This is a genomic window from Kribbella turkmenica (genome assembly GCF_004348725.1).
GTDB lineage: Bacteria > Actinomycetota > Actinomycetes > Propionibacteriales > Kribbellaceae > Kribbella > Kribbella turkmenica.
This window is the reverse complement of the sequence record NZ_SMKR01000031.1, coordinates 1-18,703: the sequence shown is the minus strand read 5'-3', so window position 1 is coordinate 18,703 and position 18,703 is coordinate 1. Positions and strand designations below refer to the sequence as shown.

The following is an 18,703-nucleotide window of genomic DNA, read 5'->3' as shown; positions in this document are numbered from 1 at the left end:
GGTCCTCAGTGGGCCGGGGCGAAGTCGTGGAAACCGACGAGGCGGTGGATGCGGCCGTTGTCAAGGTGGACGATGTCGGTGCCGCCGGCGACCGGGTCCTGGCCCTCGGCCTTGAGGTGCCAGGTCCAGCGAAGGTAGGTGTGGTGCTCGTCGATCTCGCCGATGCGGTGGAACGACAGGCCGGGGAACATCTGCTGGGCGGCGCCGACGAGCTTGTTCAGGTCGTCGTGACCGGTGGCCTCGAAGCTCGGGTCGACGAACGTCGCGTCCGTCGTCCAGGTGTCCGCGATCAGCGCGGCCCGGCGGTCGGGGTCGGCCTCGTTCCAGAGCGCGAAGTACTGGTCGGCGAGCGTGTTGGCGTTCATGGTTTCCTCCTCGGAAGTTCGGATGACCAGAACCCTGCCGCCGGGCGCCGCGTCCGGTCGATGACGCCGGGGGTAATGGCGGGGACCACACCAGCCGCTACGGTCGGACCATGGCAGCGACGATCGAGGAGACGTTCCAGCGCCCGGTGGGTGAGCTGTTGCGCGGTTGGCGGGAGCGCCGCCGGCTGAGTCAGCTCGAACTGGCGAACCGGGTCGAGGTGTCCACCCGGCACGTGAGTTTCGTGGAGACCGGCCGGTCGAAGCCGAGCCGGGAGATGGTGCTCCGGCTGGCCGAGCACCTCGACGTACCCCTGCGGGACCGGAACCAGTTGCTGCTGGCCGGCGGGTACGCGCCGGTCTACAGCGAGGCGTCGCTGCACTCGCCGTCCATGCTGGCGATCCGGACGACGCTGCGCCGCCTGCTCGAGGCGCACGAGCCGTACCCGGCGCTGGTGGTCGACCGCTGGTGGAACATCGTCGAGTCGAACGCCGGCATCCAGCTGTTCACCACCGGGGTCGACGAGCAGTTGCTCAAGGCACCGGTCAACGCGCTCCGGCTGACCCTCCACCCGGACGGGCTGGCGAGCCGGATCACCAATATCGCGGAGGTCCGCGCGGCCGCGCTCGCGAGCCTGCAACGCCAGGTCGCCGGTACGGCGGATCCCGAACTGCAGGACCTGTACGACGAGCTCCGCGAGTACGCCGCCGGCGACAAGCCGGTCCATCCCGGCCCGACCGAGGTCGTCGTACCGCTGAATCTGCGGTACGAAGGACGCGAACTGCCGCTGCTGACCACGATCGCGACGTTCGGCACGCCGCTCGACGTCACCGTCTCCGAGCTGATGATCGAATCCTTCTACCCGGCCGACGAGGCGACCGCGGCGTTCCTTCGAGGGCTCCGATGACCGAGCCTCCGCCGATCGAGCAGGCCGACACGATCACGCTGCACCTCGGCTTCCTGGACCACTACCGCGCTGTGATCGAGGCCAAGCTGACCGGGCTCTCCGAAGAGGAGCTGACGTCCAGCCGGTTGCCGTCGGGCTGGACGCCGCTGGAGTTGCTGAAACACCTGGTGTTCATGGAGCGGCGCTGGCTGCGCTGGGGGTTCGCCGCGGAGCAGGTGGACGAACCTTGGGGCGACTCAGGTGGCGACCCGGACGGCCGCTGGTCGGTCGGGCCTGGCGAGACGTTCGCCGAGCTGATCGCCCGGTTGCACGAAGGTGGCGAAACCACCCGGCGTCTGGTGACGGGGGTGGATCCCGCGACCCGCGCTGCGACCGGGGGCCGGTTCAGCCGGGAACCGCCGACGGTGAACTGGATCCTGTTCCACGTGTTGCAGGAGTACGCGCGGCACGCCGGGCATCTGGACGTCGTCCGCGAGCTGACGGATGGAGTCACCGGCGAGTAGGTGACTCGCACACCTACTCGCCGGCGATTCCCAGAGTCCCTACCGGCTTGAGGAGGGGTGACCGGTCGGGAAGCTGGTCGGGAGGCTCGGCTTCGTGGTGGGGATGGACGGCTTGGCCGTCGGAACGGGCGGCTGCTCGCCCGGATCGACGGTGACCTCGGCACTGGCCGAGGCCGTGGCCGTGGCCGTCACCGCCGGCCTCGGTGCGGACGGCGAGCCGCTCGGGACCGGCAGCGACGGCTTGCCCGGGAGCGTCGGGTTCGGCGCGGACGGCTTCTCGGTCGGTACGCCGTGTACGCAGTCCGCAAGAGTCGGAGTCGCGACCGGCAGCGACGGCTTGGACGACGGGAGCGAAGGCTTCTCACTCGGGACCGGCACCGACGGCTTGGCGGTCGGCAGCGACGGCTTGGACGGCAGGGCGGGCTTGCCGCTCGGCACGGACGGCGTGCCCGGCAGCGTGGGCTTGCCGGTCGGGACACCGGGCTTCGACGGCAGGGACGGCGTATCGCTCGGCAACGACGGCTTGCTCGTCGGGATGGACGGCGTACCAGGCAACGAAGGCGTCGGCAGCGTCGGCTTGGACGGCGGCGTGGGCTTCGCCGGCACGGTCGGCAGCGACGGCTGCTGGTTCGGATCGATCGTCTTGTGCACCGACGCGGTGACCTTCGGCAACGTCGGCTTGCTGGGAAGGCAGCTCGGGTCGACCGACGGCGACGGCGTGTCCGTCGGCACCACCGACGGGACCGGCGGCTTGCCGTCGCCGGCCAGCAGGCTCCTGGCGGCGGACGGACCGCCGACCGCGGCGGACACCGTCGCAACGGTTCCGGCCAACGCGGTAACGCCCGCCGCGGCCAGTCCACGGCGGAGCCAGGTCAGCCGCTTGCCGCGCCGCATCAGGTCGGCGGCGTTCGGCTGCCAGGGCTCCAGGTCGTACTCGAGAGCGCTGCGTACCCGCTGCTCGTCACTCATCAGTGTCCTCCAACTCCGGAATCGATCAGGTCGGGTGCCAGCCGCAGCTTGGCCAGCGCGCGGGCGGCCGTGCTCTTCACGGTCCCGGGCGCCATCGCCAGCAGCTCGGCGGCCTCGGCCTCGGAGAGATCCTGCGAGTAGCGCAGCGCGACCACGGCTCTCTCCCGCACGGTCAGACCGGAGAGCGCCGAGAGCACGGCTTCCCTGGTCTGGACCTCGCCGGCGAAGTCCGCCACCGCTCGCTGGTCCCAGTCGTTGATCACCGGGTCGCTGGGAACCTCGTTGTTCCAGCGCCGGCGTGTCTGGGAGAGGAACCGGTTGACCAGGACCCGGCGTACGTAGCGCAGCGGGTCACCGTCCAGCCGGTGCCATTTCGGATAGGACCGCATCAACGCCTGCTGCACCAGGTCCTCGGCCGTGTGCCGATCGCCGCACAGCATCTCCGCGAAGCGGAGCAAGGGGGTCGACTGGGCCAACACGAAGCGCTCGAAGTCGGCGTCCGCGGTCCGGGTCATCGAATCTCCTCTGCCTGTGTCACACCGTTCCAAACCCGCTGGGTGACCGATCCGGTTCTGTCCGTACGCCATCTCCTTCCAAGAAATTTATTCACGGGCTATACAGAAGTCCGGTTGGTTTGTCACATTGGGTGAACCACGCAGCACACCTTCACCGCCCCGGAGGTCACCGCCCATGCGTATCACCCGCCGCGCGCAACTGACCGCCTGTCTGGCCGCGACGCTCGCGATCTTCACCACGACCTTGCAGAGCACCGCCGCACCGACCGACCCAGTCCCGGTCGCGGCCCACCCCGTCGCCGGCTCGAGCAACGTCAAGGTCGAGGGCAGCCGGATCATCCTCGGCAACGCCCCGGCCGCGATCGGTTCGAGCGAGATCGAGCAACGGTCCGGTTCGGCCGAACTCGTCCCGGTCCGCTTCGCCGCGGCCACCTCGGCCGTCGTCGTCAGCTACGCCGCCGGTACGCCCGACGGCTCGTCGGCCGAAATCTACGTACGGGCCTGGGCCAAGGACAAGTGGACCGAGTGGACACCCGCGAAGGCCGGTACGCCGACCGCCCTGCCCGCCGCCGGCGACCGGGTCCAGTTGCGGATCATCGTCAGCGCTCCACCGGCCGGCGGCAGCCCGTGGGTCGGCGACGTCCAGGTCCAGCCGACCGACCGGGCCGACCCGAGCCGGATGAGTGTCCAGGCCGCGCCGCTGAAGTCCCGCGTCTTCGCCACCCGCGAAGGCCTGGTCGGAGGTACGACGGCCAACGGCCACGTGATCGTGAACCGGGATCACTTCGTCGCTCTGCCGTCCCGCCGGGGACTGTCCGCCAAGGGCACCGGCACCTACTCGGTCAAGGTGTGCACGGCGTCCCGGTGCGCGTTCGAGCCGGTGTGGGACGTCGGCCCGTGGAACACCAAGGACGACTACTGGAACCCGAGCGCCATCCGGGAGATGTGGAAGGACCTGCCGCAGGGCCGCCCCGAGGCGCAGGCCGCGTATCAGGACGGCTACAACGGCGGCAAGGACCAGTTCGGCCGGACCGTCGCCAACCCGGCCGGGATCGACCTCGCGGACGGGACGTTCTGGGACGCGCTCGCGCTGACGAACAACGCCTGGGTCGACGTGACCTACCTCTGGACCGGCGACGGCGGCCGCGGCACCGTGTCGATCACGTCCGGCTACCTGAACGTGCGGAACTCGCCGAACTCCGCCGGCGCGGTGGTCGGGATGGCCGGCAAGTCCGCCCAGGCGACGGTCGAGTGCCAGACGACCGGCTCGAGCGTCACCGGCTCGCAGGGCACCAGCAACGTCTGGCTGCGCGTCCACCCCGGCATGTACGTCGCGAAGGCGTACGTCGCGGCCGGGACGTTCGCCGCCTGCTGAACGCTCAGGCCATCACAATCCCGCCCGCTCGGCCGTCCGCCGCGGACGGATCGCGCACGGCGGCGATCGTGATGGCCCGGCGGTTCGCCAACCCGCGGCGATCGCGGTCAGGTCCGGTCGGTGGGGGGCGCAGCGCCGCTGGTGACCGGCCGGTCGACAGGGGTGTCTTCATGGTCGGGCCGGCCGGCCGGGACGCTGGTACGGGCGTTCGGGCGGTCGATCCGCGCGGCTGGGCGGGGGAGGCGCGGCGGCGGGACGACGTCCGCGGCCAGCCGGACCCGGTTGCGGCCGGCGGCCTTGGCGGCGTACATCGCCCGGTCGGCCCTCAGCAGCAGGTCGTCGACGGTGATGCCGTCGGCCGGGTAGACGGCGACGCCGATCGAGACGGTCAGGTGGAAGGTGTCCGGGTCGAGGTCCGGGTCGTCCAGGACGCCCGCGCACATGGCCGCCAGCGGGCTGGCGGCGACCGCGTTCCGCAGCCGGTCCGCGGTCACGGTCGCGTCGTCGAGGCCGGTGTCCGGCAGCGCGATCACGAACTCCTCGCCGCCGAACCGGCCGATCACGTCCTTCGCCCGGATCGCGCTGCGCAGGATCGTGGCGACTGCCCGCAGCGCCTCGTCGCCGACCAGGTGGCCGTGCCGGTCGTTGACCTGCTTGAAGTGGTCGATGTCGATCAGCAGCACGGCCATCGGCTCGTTCTGGCTGCGCGCGGTTCGCAGCATCTCCTCGGTCCGCCGCCGCCACCAGTCGACCCGGGTGAGGCTGGTCTTCGGGTCGGTCTGCACCTCGGACTCGAGCTGCGTGAGCAGCAGTGCCCGCTGCGCGGTCAGCGTGATCGGGATCGCCACGAACGCGAACCACGGGCTGACCAGGCAGGCGGCCGCCAGCAGGCAGCCGAGGGTCGCCGCGGTCGCGTCGGTGCACAGGTCGTCCGTCCCGCCGAAGGTCTCGCGCCAGCTGCTGCCGGGCAGGATCAGCGAGATCGCCAGACCACACAGCACGGTGTCGGTCGCGACGTACGCCATCGAGGCGGCGATCATCGCGACGACCTGGCCGAGGCCGCCGTTGCCGGTCCAGTCGCCGACCGCCGTGAAAACGGTGTGCGCGGCGCCGACCGCGAGCACGTGCACGGCGGTCGAGAACGCCCAGCGGTACGGGATGCACCTGCCGGCCCGGATCCGCCACCAGATCCGGAGCAGGACGGCGACCAGGATCGCCAGCGCCGGATGCAGCACCATCGCGGCCGCGATCATCCAGGCCGGTGCGAGGTCCTTGTGCAACGCACCGCCGCGACGCCGCCGGTTCTCCACCCGGCGGGCGCCTTCGACCGCGATCAGCGCGGACACGGTCAGCGCGACGACCACGTCGAGACCGCGCCAGCTCGGCAGGTCGGTGAAGGCCTGCACCGCGTACCCGACGGCGGCCAGGTCGACGAGCACGACAACAGCGAACGCCGGGACCGTCAGGGTCCACAGCGCCCAAAATCGTACTGCTCGCCTACTCTGCGCAACCATCAGGTCTCACGGTACGACGAGTGAGCGCCTCGTCCCAATCCGCGACGGCGCGCTGTGGATGACGATGTGGACACGATGGTCGATCGCTGCGAGTTCAGTCGTTTGATCACCGATAGACGCTGAATCCGCAACCACCACAGGAGAAACTAACGCCGCCTGCGGGCAGCGCCGAACAGGCCCCTGACGATCTCGCGGCCGGCGGAGCGGGCGAACTGCTTGAACGCGGACGAGCCGATCACCTGCTCGACCATCGACTTCTCCTGCTTCCGCGCCCGCGGCTTCGGCTCGGGAGCCGGCCTGCCCTGCTCCTCGGCCTGCCGTTCCGCCTCGGCCTGCTCGGCGCCGGCCTGGACCTTGGCGGCGAGCTTCTCGTACGCCGACTCGCGGTCGATCACCTCGGTGTACTTCGCGTTGTTCGGCGACGCCTGCACCGACGCGCTCAGCTGCTCGGCGGTCGCCGGCGCCATCAGCGACTGCGGCGCCCGCAACCGGGTCCAGGCGACCGGGGTCGGCGCACCCTTCTCGTTCATCACCGTCACGACCGCCTCGCCGATGCCGAGCTGGGTGAGCACTTCCTCCAGGTCGTACGACGAGCTCGGGAACGTCGACACCGTCGCCCTCAGCGCCTTGGCGTCGTTCGGCGTGTGCGCCCGCAACTGGTGCTGCACCCGGGAACCGAGCTGCGCGAGCACCTCGTCCGGCACGTCCTTCGGGGTCTGGGTGACGAAGAAGACGCCGACACCCTTCGACCGGATCAGCCGGACGGTCTGCGCGATCGACTCCAGGAAGGCCTTCGACGCGTCGTTGAACAGCAGGTGCGCCTCGTCGAAGAAGAACACCAGCTTCGGCTTGTCCACGTCGCCGACCTCGGGCAGGTCGTGGAACAGGTCGGCCAGCAGCCACATCAGGAAGGTGGAGAACAGCGCCGGCCGGTCCTGCAGGTTCGGCAGCTCCAGCAGGGAGATGACGCCCTTGCCGTCGCGCTGCTGCATCAGGTCGGCGGTGTCGAACTCAGGCTCGCCGAAGAACGCCTCGGCGCCTTGATCGGCGAACCCGATCAGCGCCCGCAGGATGACGCCGGCGGTCGCGGCCGACAGCCCACCGAGTTCCTTGAGGTCGGCCTTGCCCTCGTCGCTGGTCAGGTGGGTGATGACCGCGCGCAGGTCCTTCAGGTCGAGCAGCGTCAGGCCCTGCTTGTCGGCGTAGTGGAAGATCAGGCCGAGCGAGGACTCCTGGACGTCGTTCAGCCCGAGCACCTTCGACAGCAGCACCGGCCCGAACGACGTGATCGTGGCCCGCACCGGCACCCCGGTGCCCTGACCTCCGAGCGCGTAGAATTCGGTCGGGAACCCGGTCGGGATCCACTCCTGGCCGATCGTCTCGGTCCGGGCCAGCAGCTTCTCGCTCTCCTGCCCCGGCTGCGAGATCCCGGACAGGTCGCCCTTGATGTCCGCGGCGAACACCGAGACGCCGGCGGCCGACAGCTGCTCGGCCATCAGTTGCAGGGTCTTCGTCTTCCCGGTACCGGTCGCACCCGCGACCAGGCCGTGCCGGTTCACCATCGACAACGGGATCCGGACCGCCGCCTCCGGCTTCGGCTCGTCACCGGCCAGCAGCGCGCCGAGCTCGATCGCCGCCCCTTCGAACGCGTACCCCCGCTTGACGGTTTCGACGACGTCGGCAGTCTCGGCCATGTCAGCGTGCCCTTCCCCGGTTGAAAGATCTACTCGCTGCGCATGCTAGTGCCCCGGAATGTGGTTGCGAGAGTTGTCCACACCCGGGGCACCGCCGAGGATCAGCGCATCACGACCACGCGTACCGACGTCGCGGCGAACGACCAGATGCTCGCCGACATCGACGCGGACACCCGGATGCAGCCGTGCGAGGCCTTGTAGTTCGTGCCCAGCAGGTAGTCGGCGTGGATCTGCCGCCCGTTGGACTTGTACGTCGGGATCTGGTGGAACCCGATCCCGCACGGGGCGAACCGGACGAAGTTGTTCAGGTACAGCCGCCCGCCGTCGGTGTTCTTCCGGATCCGGGCCGCCCGGCCGCACTTCGCGCCGCTGGTGTAGGTCCCCGGCCGCAGGTACCGCGGGTTGTCGATCATCCCGCCCTGGCGGACGACCTTGCCGCGGGCATCGATCAGCCAGACCCAGTTCTGCGACTGGCTGATGACGATCCGGCGGCCGCTCCCGGAGCGGGCCGGCACCGCGCGGACGTCACACCGCTTCGCCGTCCGCGCCATCAGCCGGGTGTACGTCGTCCCGGTCGGCGAACCGTTCTGCGCGAGCCGGTTGGCCGACTGGAACCGGACCGTGGCCGCCTTGGTCATCGTCCCGACCTTGCCGTCGACCGGGCCGGCGCCGCAGCCGAGCTTGTTCAGCCTCGCCTGGGCGGCCTTCGCCTGGGTCACCGTGATCGCGTCCGCCGGCAGCACCGTACCGGCGGCGACGAGCGTGACCGTGGCGGCCGCGAGACCGAGTTTGGAAAGTATTCGCATGCCGTTCACCCCCTCAGTCGTGGCCGCCTCGTGGGCGCCCACCTGTCCCTGTCCCCTGGGACGCTGATCATGCCCGAAAGGTTGAGTGCGCACTCCGGACTGCACCGGTGACATCCGTGACCTCTCGCAAGACCTCGGTCCCCGCTAGACTTCGGGAGGTGATCTTCAAGCGCGTCGGGGAGGAACGGCCGTACCCGGACCACGGGCTCAAGCCGAAGGACTGGTCGTCACTGCCGCCACGGCAGGTGCGTCTGGACGAGCTCGTCACGACCAAGGGCACCCTCGACCTGAACGCGCTGCTCGACGAGGACTCCACCTTCTACGGCGACCTGTTCGCCCACGTGGTCGAGTGGAAGGGCGAGATGTTCCTCGAGGACGGTCTGCACCGGGCCCTCCGGGCCGCGCTGCAGCAGCGTTCCGTACTACACGCCCGGGTACTGGTCGTGGACTGACAATGGCTGCTCGCACGGGGGGTTGAGCTGATGACCGCGATCCATCCACAGCCGCGGCCGCACTCGCGGATCCACTGGCGCACCCCGATCACCATGGTCATCCTGCTCGGTCTCCTCGTCGGCAGCGCGTGGTGGGGCTGGAACTCGCTGATCAACAGCAGCGCCGGGCCGACCTGCGTCGAGCAGAAGCTGCCGAACAACCGCCTCGTGCCCAAGCAGGTGGTGGTGAACGTCTACAACGGCGGCGCCAAGGCGGGGACGGCGGCCGCGGTCGCCGAGCTGCTGGAGAAGCGCGGTTTCCACGTCGCCAAGATCGCCAACGAGCCGAGAGGCGACAAGATCGACGTCGTCGCGGTCCGCGGTACGGCCGACAACTCGCCCGAGCTGCTGCTGGTGGCCGGTCAGCTCCGGCAGAAGGCCCTGATCGAGGGCGACGGCCGGACCGACCACACCGTCGACCTGGTCGTCGGCCGCGGCTACACCGCGCTCAAGCCGAAGGGGCTGGCCTCCGTCTCGGTCGCCCCGGACTCCACCGTCTGCCTGCCGGTGATCCACACCCCGCAGCCGATCCCCTCCGGCCAGAACCCGAACTGACGCCCTCCCGGCAGGCGCGGCTCATCGGCCGCGGCCAGGCGCGGGTCGAGGCGGGCCCAGCACGGGTCGCGGCCGGCCCAGCGCGGGTCGAGGCGGGCTCCGCGGTCCCGGCGGGCCCAGCGCGGGTCGCGGCGGGTCAGCGCGGGTCGCGGCCGCGTTCGCCGAACCACCCGGCCAGCCGGCCCGCCCGGGAGACGGCTCGCAGCCGGCGCACGGTCTGCTCCCGAACCGGGCTGGGGGCAACGACGAGCAGCGCGTCACCGGCCCGAAGGACGGTCCGCACGTCTGGCACGAACGCCCGATCGCCGCGGATGACGAGGGACACCGAGACCCCGGCGGGCAGACGGAGCTCGCCGATCTCGACGCCGGACAGCCGCGACTCGCTGGGCACGTGTACCTGAAGCATGTCGGCGCCGAGCGACTCCAGCGGCGCCACGTCGATGTCGACCTCGTACGCCGAATTCTCGTCCAGGACCTTCAGACGCCGGGCCAGCCACGGCAGCGACGGCCCCTGGAGCAGCGTGAACAGCAGCACCAGCACGAACACCACGTCGAAGATCCGGTCCGCGTCCGGCACCCCCTTGGCCAGCGGGATGGTCGCCAGCACGATCGGGATGGCACCGCGCAGCCCGGCCCAGGAGATGAACGCCTGCTCCTTCCACGGCAATCGGAACGGCAACGCCGACAGGGCGACTGCCGCGAACCGGCCGACCACCGTCACCGCGATGCCGATCACCAGGGCGACCGTGACGTCATTCCACCCGATCCGCCCGGGCGAGGCGAGCAGTCCGAGCATCACGAACAGCCCGATCTGGGCCAGCCACGCGATCCCGTCGACGAACGACCGGGTGGCCAACCGGTGCGGCAACTCGGCCCGGCCGAGAACGAGGGACGTCACGTAGACCGCCGCGAACCCGGACACGTGGAGCAGTACGGAGCCACCGGCGTACGAGATGATGGCCACCGACAGGATCGCCAGCGGGTACAGACCGGCCGAGCCGAGCGCGACCCGCCGGATCAGACCGGCGCTGATCCAGCCGATCAGGAACCCGAACAGGGCGCCGACCACCAGTTCGTAGAGGACCAGCCCGCTGAAGTGCAGCAGGCCCTTCTCACCGACCTCGCCGGTGCTGACCAGGGTGACCAGCAGCACCGTCGGCGCGTCGTTCAGACCGGACTCAGCCTCCAGCGCACCCCGCAACCGCGGTCTGATCGGAACCCGGCGCAGGACGGAGAAGACCGCCGCCGCGTCCGTCGGTGAGGTGACTGCTCCGATCAGTACGGCGGTCTGCCAGTCGAGCCCGAGGACGTAGTGCGCCACGCAGGCGACGACGCCGATACTGACCGCGACGCCGACAGTCGCCAGAAGTACTCCCAGTGGCATCACCGGGCGTACTTCGTTCCACCGGGTGGTCAAACCGCCCTCGGTCAGGATCACCACCAGCGCGGCGAATCCGAGCGCGTGCGCCAGCTGCGCGTCGTCGAAGTGGATCCCGCCCGGACCCGCCTCGCCGAGCAGGAGGCCCATCAGGAGGTAGATGAGCAACGAGGGGAGCCCGAGCCGCCCGGTCAGCCGGATCGCGACGATCGCGACCAGCAACACCGCCGCCCCGGCCAGCAGAATCCGGTCCAGCTCCGCAACGTCCACGTGGGGGCCCTCTCCCGCATCAGGTCCCGAGAGACGAAAACCCTGACGCATCACACAGCATCAGGGTCTCCGGTCCTACTCCGCCCCGGGGGACGGTTGGCGGTGGCGGAGGGAACCGTCGCAGGCTCCTCCCACATCCCACAGCACTTGATCTGCGTCGGATGGTCCCACACTTCGTGCGGAACCACCCTTCACATGGCGGTGGCGGAGGGATTTGAACCCTCGGACGGGGGTTGCCCGTCACGCGCTTTCGAGGCGCGCTCCTTCGGCCGCTCGGACACGCCACCGCCGAGGACACTATCAAGGTCTGTGCCCGATGAAGAAATCGCGCAGCCGGGCGCCCGCCTCGTCGGCCATCACCCCGCCGACCACCTCGGGCCGGTGGTTCAGCCGGCGGTCCCGAACGACGTCCCACAGCGACCCGACCGCACCGGCCTTCTCGTCGTACGCCGCGAAAATCAGCCGGTCCAGCCGGGACAGCACGATGGCGCCGGCGCACATCGTGCACGGCTCCAGCGTAACCACCAGGGTGCAGCCGGTGAGCCGCCATTCGCCGACGTGCCGCGCCGCCTCCCGGATCGCGACCACCTCGGCGTGCGCGGTCGGGTCACCGGTGGTCTCGCGCTCGTTGTGGCCGCGGCCGATCACCTCGCCGTCCGCGTCCACCACAACCGCCCCGATCGGAACGTCGGGCAGCGCCTTCTCACCTTCCGCCAGCGCGATCGTCATCAGCCGGGACCACTCGCGCCGGACCGCCGGGCTAACCAAGAGCCTCGATCGCCTCGTGGAACTGGTTGCCGAAGCCCAGCGTCTCGGCGATCTCCTCGAGCATTTCCTCCGGGTAGAGGTCGACGTCGTCGCACAGCGCGCCCAGGTCCATCGCGCTCATCCCGAGATCGGCGATGATCGCCAGGTCGCCGGCCGGGACCTGCTCGTCGTCGTCATCGGCCAGCGGGATGTCGAGCTCGTCGACCACCTGCCGGGCCAGCGGCCACTCGGTCGCGGCGGTGACGTCGGAGATCAGCAGCCGGGCCCGGCCGCCGATCACCCGGAGCAGGATGAAGAAGTCCTCGTCGACCGAGATCATCCCCAGTACGCCGGCCTCGCCGGGGTACCGCCGGAGCGCGGACACCAGGGCGGACAGGTCCGGCTCGCCGCGCAGCACGAGCGGGGTGACGGTCCAGACCCCGTCCTCGGTGTACGCAGCGACCGCGAAGTCGAGGTCGGTGGTCATCGGCCCAGCCGTGGCATCAGACACCGGTTCATCGTCGCAGACTCCCGCCGGTCACGGGAGGTGTTCGCGGTCTCGACGCGGTATCAGTACACCAACGCTCAGTGATGGTACGTCGCCCGGCGCATGGCCTCGCGGAGTTGCCGGACCCGGGCCCGGCGGGGGGCGATCCGGTCACGGAGGGCGCGGGCCTCCTCCAGCTCGCGCAGGAAGGCAGCGCGCCGACGGAGGCGATCGAGTTGTTCGGGCGACTTCTCCGTCATCGGCGTACTCCCTGTGGGGCGAGCAGGGCGACCTCTGGCGCAGTTTCAAGTCTGACAGCGAGCGCGCTTTCCCGCCGCGAATCGCCGACGGTACCGTTCCGGCTTATGCAGATCCTCGTCGTGGACCACCCGCTCGTCGCCCACAAGCTCACCGCGCTGCGGGACGAGCGCACGGACTCGCCGACCTTCCGGCGGCTGACCGAGGAGCTCGTCACGCTGCTCGCCTACGAGGCGACCCGGGACGTCCGGACCGGTCCGGTCACCGTGCAGACCCCGGTCGCCGAGGCCGAGGGCGTCAAGCTGACCGCTCCCAAGCCGCTGGTCGTCCCGATCCTGCGGGCCGGGCTCGGCATGCTCGAAGGCATGAGCCGGCTGCTGCCGACCGCCGAGGTCGGCTTCCTCGGCATGATCCGGAACGAGGAGACGCTGACCGCGTCGACGTACGCCGAACGGCTGCCGGAGGACCTGTCCGGGCGGCAGTGCTATGTGCTCGACCCGATGCTGGCGACCGGCGGCACGCTGGCCGCGGCGATCCAGTTCCTGGTGGACCGCGGCGCCGACCACATCACCGCGATCTGCCTGCTCGCCGCCCCCGAGGGCGTGGAACGGGTCGAGCGCGAGCTGACGAACCTGCGCGTCCCCTGCAACCTGGTGATCGCCGGCATGGACTCCCACCTGAACGACAAGGGCTACATCGTCCCAGGCCTGGGCGACGCCGGCGACCGCCTGTACGGCGTCGCCCAGTAGCTCAGCTTGGGCTCGACAACCCAAGTGAGCTGGCCCCGACGGGATCGGCGAGTACGGCGGGGCACGATGAGGGTCAGACGAGGGTGTTGCGGTAGAAGAGGTTGGCGCGGCGGTCGCCGGTGACGCCGGAGGCGAAACCGAAGCACAGCTGTGCCTGTCCACGCGGTCCGACGTGGACGGCGAGTCCCTCGGCTTCACGGTGTGTCAGGTCAGGCCCGTCGAGGACGCGGGCCGACTCGACGACCTGGCCGTTGTTCATGTCGAAGCACCACAGCTTCGACGTCACCAGCGCCGGATCGAAGACACCGGCGTGCGCCTCACCCTCCCAGAAGTACGCGTACGAGCCATGCAGAGCCCATCCCTGGAAGTCGATCCCCGCGGTCACCGTGGGCTGCTTGAACGACACCAACGGGGCCGAGAAGTCACCCGCCCGGGCGGCGCTCAGCGAGTAGACGTTGAGGTGCATTCCGTCGGGCATCGAGTACCGCACACCGAGCCGGCCGTGCTGCTGGTCCACCGAGGGAGTGAACACGCTCCCCGCCGCGACCGGCTTCCACTTCCGCAGTCCGGGCGAGTCCTTGGTCAGCGTCGCCCCGTCTCGCCACCGGAAGCGCGCGATCTGCCGGCCACGCCCGTTGGCCGTGTCCACGTCGGTCTCGGTCCACAGGTACGTCGTACGCCCGACAGTCTCGGCGCCGATCGACACCGCGTGGCCGAACCCGGTCAGGTACATGTGCCCGAGGACGTCACCGGCCAGGCTCAGCCTGGTCAGCGTGAGATCGCCGGTGCTACCCGGGCGACCTGACCGCAGCTGACCGGTGAACAGCCGCCGGTTCGGGCTGTCGAAGGCGATCGACTGCATGACGGTGACATCGGCCAGCGGCTTGCCCCGGAACAGCTCGCCGCCCGGCCCGGCGAGCGCGAAACGCCGGGTGGCGGGTAGGCCGAAGGAGCGGGCGACGGCCGGCGTCCCGGCGGCACCAGCCGCGAGGATCGCCCCCGTCCCGGCGAGCAGGCTGCGGCGGGAGAGGTTGTCCATACGCAGGACGGTAAGCGACTTACCGCGAACTGTCAGTACTTCGCACGATCATTTCTGTGAACTACTCAGCAATGAGTGTTAGAACGCGTACGGGAACGGCGACCAGTCCGCCGGGCGCTTCTCCAGGAACGAGTCGCGGCCCTCGGCGGCCTCGTCCGTGCCGTAGGCGAGCCGGGTGGCCTCACCGGCGAAGAGTTGCTGGCCGACCAGGCCGTCGTCGATCAGGTTGAACGCGTACTTCAGCATCCGCTGCGCGGTCGGCGACTTCGCGCAGATTCTCCGGCCCCACTCCAGCGCGGTCGCCTCGAGCTCGGCGTGCGGGACGACCTTGTTGACCATCCCCATCCGGTAGGCGTCCTCGGCGGAGTACTCGTCACCGAGGAAGAAGATCTCCCGGGCGAACTTCTGCCCGACCTGCCGGGCCAGGTACGCCGACCCGAAACCACCGTCGAACGACGCCACGTCCGCGTCCGTCTGCTTGAACCGCGCATGCTCCGCGGACGCGAGGGTCAGATCGGCGACCACGTGCAGGCTGTGCCCACCACCCGCGGCCCAGCCCGGGACGACGCAGATGACGACCTTCGACATGAAGCGGATCAGCCGTTGCACCTCGAGGATGTGCAGCCGGCCCGCCTTCGCCGGGTCGATGGTCTCGGCCGTGGTCCCCTCGGCGTACTTGTAACCGTCCTTACCCCGGACCCGCTGGTCTCCACCCGAGCAGAACGCCCACCCGCCGTCCCGCGGCGACGGTCCGTTGCCGGTGAGCAGCACACAACCGACATCGGTCGACATCCGCGCGTGGTCGAGCACCCGGTACAACTCGTCCACGGTGTGCGGCCGGAACGCGTTGCGGACCTCCGGCCGGTTGAACGCGATCCGCACCACGCCGGCGTCGACCGCCCGGTGGTAGGTGATGTCGGTCAGGTCGAACCCGTCAACCTGCTTCCAGGCCGACGGGTCGAAGATCTCGGAGACGTGCGCGGCATCGGTCACGCAGCCGAGCATATTTCAGCGGCGGGAGGTGCTCTCCCGCAGGACGACCTCGGCCTTGAAGGTCTCGGTGATGGCCTCGCCGCCCTCGATCGCCAGCTCGAGCGCGCGGCGGCCCATCTGCTCCAACGGCAGCCGGACCGTGGTCAGCCCCGGCCACACGTCCCGCAGCGTGGCGATGTCGTCGAACCCGGCGACCCCCAGCTCCCGAGGTACGTCGACGCCGCGAGACCGCAGCGCGGACATCGCGCCGACCGCCATCACGTCGTTCACCGCGAACACACAGTCCAGGTCGGACTTGCGATCCAGCAGCGCCTCGGCAGCGGCGTACCCGCCGTCGCGGGTGAACTCGCCGGCCTCGAGCGCGACCGGTTGCAGGCCTGCCTCGGCCAGCCCGGCGACGAAACCGTCCCGGCGGTCCCGCGCGGTCGCCAGCGTGTCCGGTCCACCGAGGACGGCGAACTTCCGCCAGCCGAGCCCGACCAGCGAACGGGCCAGCTCGGCCGCACCGGACCGGTTGTCCGGCTCGATCGTGTGCGCCGGCATCCCGGACTGGCTGACCAGTGCCAGGCCGGCGCCGGAGTTCAGGAAGGTCTCGACCTCGGTCGCCGTCCGGGCCAGGGTCTCGGCGTCGGTCCGGCGGCTGCCGATCATCACCGCGGCCCGCGCGCGCTGCGCGCGCAGCGAGGACAGGTAGGCAATCTCACGATCGGAGTCACGGAACGTGCTGGCCATCATCACCAGGAGGTTGCGCTCGTCGGCGGCCCGCATCACGCCGTTCGCGATCGCCGCGAAATACGGGTCCTCGATGTCGTGCACCAGGATGCCGACCACGTTCGTGGACGACTTCGCCAGCGCCTGCGCCTGCGCGTTCGGCGTGTACCCGAGCTCGTCCGCGGCGGCTTTGACCCGTTCCTGCAGCTCAGGACGGGGAACCCGGTCCCCGCCGTTGAGCACGCGAGAAGCGGTCGCGACCGACACACCCGCGCGCTGTGCCACGTCCAGCAATGTCACCGGCGCTCGCAGATTCACTGGCCTACCCTTCCGTACGCTCCCCCTGGGCGGTGGCGGTCACCCTATCGGAACCAGTCCATCATTACGCTCCGTGCGTGGGAAGTGGCTGCCAATCTCGGCAGAACCTGGCATTAGGCCCGCCGAGTGACTAGCCTTCCCAGCCATGACGCCCGTCCGCGCCAGGATGACGATCCTGGTCTCGTCCACCGTGCTCAGCCTGGGAACCGTCACGGGTACCGCGTCGGCTGTCGGGTTGCCGGACGACCCCCGCCCGCCGGTCTCCGCGCCGGCCGTGTCCGCGTCGTCGGATCGCCCCGGGACCCCGCCGTACGTCGACGCGGCGACGAAGAAGACGCAGCCGATCTACGACTACGCCGACGCGCTCCGCGAGTCCGTGTACGTCGACACCGACCTGGACACCGACTCCGACGGCACGAACGACGTCGTCGCCGTCGACATCGTCCGTCCGCGCGAGACCGACCTGACCGGGCTGCGGATCCCGGTGATCATGGACGCGTCGCCGTACTACTCCTGCTGCGGCCGCGGCAACGAGAGCGAGAAGAAGACGTACGACGAGAACGGCGTCATCCAGAAGATGCCGTTGTTCTACGACAACTACTTCGTCCCCCGCGGGTACGCCGTCGTCGGCGTCGACATCGTCGGCACCGGCCGGTCCAGCGGCTGCGGTGACGTCGGCGGCAAGGACGAGATCGACTCCGTCGTCGCCGTGATCGACTGGTTGAACGGCCGCAACACCGCGCACACCGCCGACGGCCACGAGATCGACGCGACCTGGTCCAGCGGCGCGGTCGGCATGATCGGCAAGTCGTACGACGGCACGCTGGCCAACGGTGTCGCCGCGACCGGCGTCGAAGGCCTGAAGACGATCGTGCCGATCTCCGCGATCTCGTCCTGGTACGACTACACCCGTTCCGGCGGCGTGCCGTACTCCGACGACTACATGCCCTGGCTCGGCGGGTACGTCGGCCACGACACCCCGGCGTGCGACGCCGTACGGGCCGGCCTCGGCGACAACGACGACGACGAGACCGGTGACTACACCGACTTCTGGGCCGAGCGGGACTACCTGGAGACCGCGTCGAAGGTGAAGGCGTCGGTCTTCATCACCCACGGCCTCAGCGACTACAACGTCCAGACCAACCACTTCTCGCAGTGGTGGAGCGCACTCGCCGAGAACAAGGTGCCGCGCAAGCTCTGGCTCGGTCTCGAGGACCACGTCGACCCGTTCGAGTTCCGCCGCCAGGCCTGGGTGGACGAGTTGCACGAGTGGTTCGACTACTGGCTGCAGGACCTGCAGAACGGCGTGATGAAGAAGCCGATGGCGTCCGTCGAGACGGCGCCCGACGTCTGGCGCGACTACAAGACCTGGCCGGCCGTGAACCGCTCCGTCCCGGTACCGCTGTCCGCCGGCAAACTAGGTGCCTTGGGCAAGGGAACTGTCACGATCACGGACGACCCGGAGCTCACCGAGGACGACATCGTCGCCACGCCGTCCGAGGTGATCGCCGGCCGGCAGATGTTCCTGTCCGCGCCGCTCCCCGTGCCGATCCGGATCAGCGGCACCCCGTCGGTGACGCTCAGGATCAAGGCCGACTCGACCACGACCCCGGTCACCGCCCGGCTGATCGAGTACGGCGACGCACAGCGGTACTCCGGCATCCGCCGTACCGACGACTCCACCTGCGAAGGCGAGAGCACCGGGTACGACGACGCCTGCTACTACACGGTCGAGAAACTCACCGCCCAGAGCGACCACGGCGTCGTCAGCCGCGGCTGGATCGACGCGGCCCACAGCAACTCCCTGAGCAACCCCAAGCCGCTCACCCCCGGCAAGTGGTCCACCGTCACCGTCCCACTCCGCGCCCAGGACCAGGTCATCCCCAAGGGCCGCGTCCTCGGTCTCGCCGTCACCTTGAGCGACACCGAGTGGACCAGCCCCAACGACACCGGCGCCACCATCGACATCGACCTCGGCGGCAGCAAACTCAACCTCCCCGTCACCTCCGGCGCAGTCCCCACCGCCCCCACCAAGGTGACTCCCATCGACGTAGACATCAC

The 18,703-nt window shown here is 69.9% G+C and carries 20 protein-coding genes and 1 tRNA gene; 7 read left to right on the top strand and 14 right to left on the bottom strand.

What is annotated here, in order from left to right; genetic code table 11:
- Positions 1–5 precede the first annotated feature (5 nt).
- Positions 6–365: a nuclear transport factor 2 family protein gene (locus tag E1218_RS09690; protein ID WP_132318468.1), complete on the bottom strand. Its 360-nt coding sequence runs from the start codon at positions 363–365 to the stop codon at positions 6–8.
- A gap of 110 nt (positions 366–475) precedes the next feature.
- Here E1218_RS09690 and E1218_RS09685 point away from each other — a divergent pair, with 110 nt between their 5' ends.
- Entirely contained in the window at positions 476–1,270 is a 795-nt protein-coding gene (locus tag E1218_RS09685) for a helix-turn-helix domain-containing protein (RefSeq protein ID WP_132318466.1), read from the top strand.
- The gene (locus E1218_RS09680; protein ID WP_132318464.1) at positions 1,267–1,773 is read left to right on the top strand and encodes a DinB family protein; all 507 of its coding nucleotides are present in this window, start codon (positions 1,267–1,269) and stop codon (positions 1,771–1,773) included. The genes E1218_RS09685 and E1218_RS09680 overlap by 4 nt, the downstream gene beginning before the upstream one ends.
- A 39-nt stretch (positions 1,774–1,812) precedes the next feature.
- Here the strand turns inward: E1218_RS09680 and E1218_RS09675 are convergent, their stop codons facing one another.
- Positions 1,813–2,742, bottom strand: a complete 930-nt coding sequence (locus E1218_RS09675) for a hypothetical protein (RefSeq protein WP_132318462.1) — start codon at positions 2,740–2,742, stop codon at positions 1,813–1,815.
- Positions 2,742–3,257 carry a SigE family RNA polymerase sigma factor gene (locus E1218_RS09670; RefSeq protein ID WP_132318460.1) on the bottom strand — a complete coding sequence of 172 codons (516 nt, stop codon included), beginning with the start codon at positions 3,255–3,257 and terminating at the stop codon, positions 2,742–2,744. Before E1218_RS09670 ends, E1218_RS09675 begins: the two co-directional genes overlap by 1 nt.
- 175 nt (positions 3,258–3,432) lie before the next feature.
- Between E1218_RS09670 and E1218_RS09665 the strand changes: the two genes are divergently transcribed.
- Positions 3,433–4,632, top strand: a complete 1,200-nt coding sequence (locus E1218_RS09665; protein WP_132318458.1) for a hypothetical protein — start codon at positions 3,433–3,435, stop codon at positions 4,630–4,632.
- 107 nt (positions 4,633–4,739) lie between these two features.
- On the opposite strand, the gene E1218_RS09660 is transcribed toward E1218_RS09665, so the two are convergent.
- From E1218_RS09660 to E1218_RS09650, 3 genes are all read right to left on the bottom strand, one after another.
- On the bottom strand, positions 4,740–6,146 hold the full coding sequence (locus E1218_RS09660) for a GGDEF domain-containing protein (RefSeq protein ID WP_132318456.1): 1,407 nt from the start codon (positions 6,144–6,146) through the stop codon (positions 4,740–4,742).
- A 146-nt stretch (positions 6,147–6,292) separates the two neighbouring features.
- The gene (locus E1218_RS09655) at positions 6,293–7,840 is read right to left on the bottom strand and encodes a helicase HerA-like domain-containing protein (RefSeq protein ID WP_132318454.1); all 1,548 of its coding nucleotides are present in this window, start codon (positions 7,838–7,840) and stop codon (positions 6,293–6,295) included.
- A 101-nt stretch (positions 7,841–7,941) separates the two neighbouring features.
- Positions 7,942–8,646 (bottom strand): L,D-transpeptidase family protein, encoded by a 705-nt coding sequence (locus E1218_RS09650; RefSeq protein WP_132318452.1) that lies wholly within the window; start codon positions 8,644–8,646, stop codon positions 7,942–7,944.
- A 158-nt stretch (positions 8,647–8,804) separates the two neighbouring features.
- Here E1218_RS09650 and E1218_RS09645 point away from each other — a divergent pair, with 158 nt between their 5' ends.
- Together E1218_RS09645 and E1218_RS09640 are read left to right on the top strand one after the other, a co-directional pair.
- A complete protein-coding gene (locus E1218_RS09645) occupies positions 8,805–9,098 on the top strand; it encodes a type II toxin-antitoxin system VapB family antitoxin (protein WP_132149481.1) in 294 nt (97 codons plus the stop codon).
- Positions 9,099–9,128: 30 nt separating this feature from the next.
- On the top strand, positions 9,129–9,692 hold the full coding sequence (locus E1218_RS09640; RefSeq protein WP_132318450.1) for a LytR C-terminal domain-containing protein: 564 nt from the start codon (positions 9,129–9,131) through the stop codon (positions 9,690–9,692).
- Between the two features lie 136 nt (positions 9,693–9,828).
- On the opposite strand, the gene E1218_RS09635 is transcribed toward E1218_RS09640, so the two are convergent.
- From E1218_RS09635 to E1218_RS35960, 5 genes are all read right to left on the bottom strand, one after another.
- Complete coding sequence (locus E1218_RS09635) at positions 9,829–11,340, bottom strand: potassium/proton antiporter (RefSeq protein ID WP_132318448.1); 1,512 nt, start codon at positions 11,338–11,340, stop codon at positions 9,829–9,831.
- A gap of 196 nt (positions 11,341–11,536) precedes the next feature.
- Positions 11,537–11,627 (bottom strand) — tRNA-Ser (locus tag E1218_RS09630).
- A gap of 13 nt (positions 11,628–11,640) precedes the next feature.
- Positions 11,641–12,069, bottom strand: coding sequence for a nucleoside deaminase (locus E1218_RS09625; protein ID WP_132318446.1), 429 nt, complete (start codon positions 12,067–12,069; stop codon positions 11,641–11,643).
- Between the two features lie 31 nt (positions 12,070–12,100).
- A complete protein-coding gene (locus E1218_RS09620) occupies positions 12,101–12,598 on the bottom strand; it encodes a tRNA adenosine deaminase-associated protein (RefSeq protein WP_325052823.1) in 498 nt (165 codons plus the stop codon).
- 74 nt (positions 12,599–12,672) lie between these two features.
- Complete coding sequence (locus E1218_RS35960) at positions 12,673–12,834, bottom strand: hypothetical protein (protein WP_165949207.1); 162 nt, start codon at positions 12,832–12,834, stop codon at positions 12,673–12,675.
- A gap of 105 nt (positions 12,835–12,939) precedes the next feature.
- Between E1218_RS35960 and upp the strand changes: the two genes are divergently transcribed.
- Positions 12,940–13,581: a uracil phosphoribosyltransferase gene (gene upp, locus E1218_RS09615; RefSeq protein ID WP_132318444.1), complete on the top strand. Its 642-nt coding sequence runs from the start codon at positions 12,940–12,942 to the stop codon at positions 13,579–13,581.
- A gap of 73 nt (positions 13,582–13,654) precedes the next feature.
- Here upp and E1218_RS09610 read toward each other — a convergent pair whose 3' ends face one another.
- From E1218_RS09610 to E1218_RS09600, 3 genes are all read right to left on the bottom strand, one after another.
- On the bottom strand, positions 13,655–14,620 hold the full coding sequence (locus E1218_RS09610) for a phage baseplate protein (RefSeq protein ID WP_132318442.1): 966 nt from the start codon (positions 14,618–14,620) through the stop codon (positions 13,655–13,657).
- 78 nt (positions 14,621–14,698) lie between these two features.
- Complete coding sequence (locus E1218_RS09605; protein ID WP_132318440.1) at positions 14,699–15,625, bottom strand: 1,4-dihydroxy-2-naphthoyl-CoA synthase; 927 nt, start codon at positions 15,623–15,625, stop codon at positions 14,699–14,701.
- A 3-nt stretch (positions 15,626–15,628) separates the two neighbouring features.
- Complete coding sequence (locus E1218_RS09600) at positions 15,629–16,609, bottom strand: LacI family DNA-binding transcriptional regulator (protein ID WP_233712119.1); 981 nt, start codon at positions 16,607–16,609, stop codon at positions 15,629–15,631.
- A gap of 178 nt (positions 16,610–16,787) precedes the next feature.
- Between E1218_RS09600 and E1218_RS09595 the strand changes: the two genes are divergently transcribed.
- Positions 16,788–18,703 (top strand): Xaa-Pro dipeptidyl-peptidase (locus E1218_RS09595; protein WP_132318436.1); only part of this gene is annotated, 1,916 nt, incomplete at its 3' end.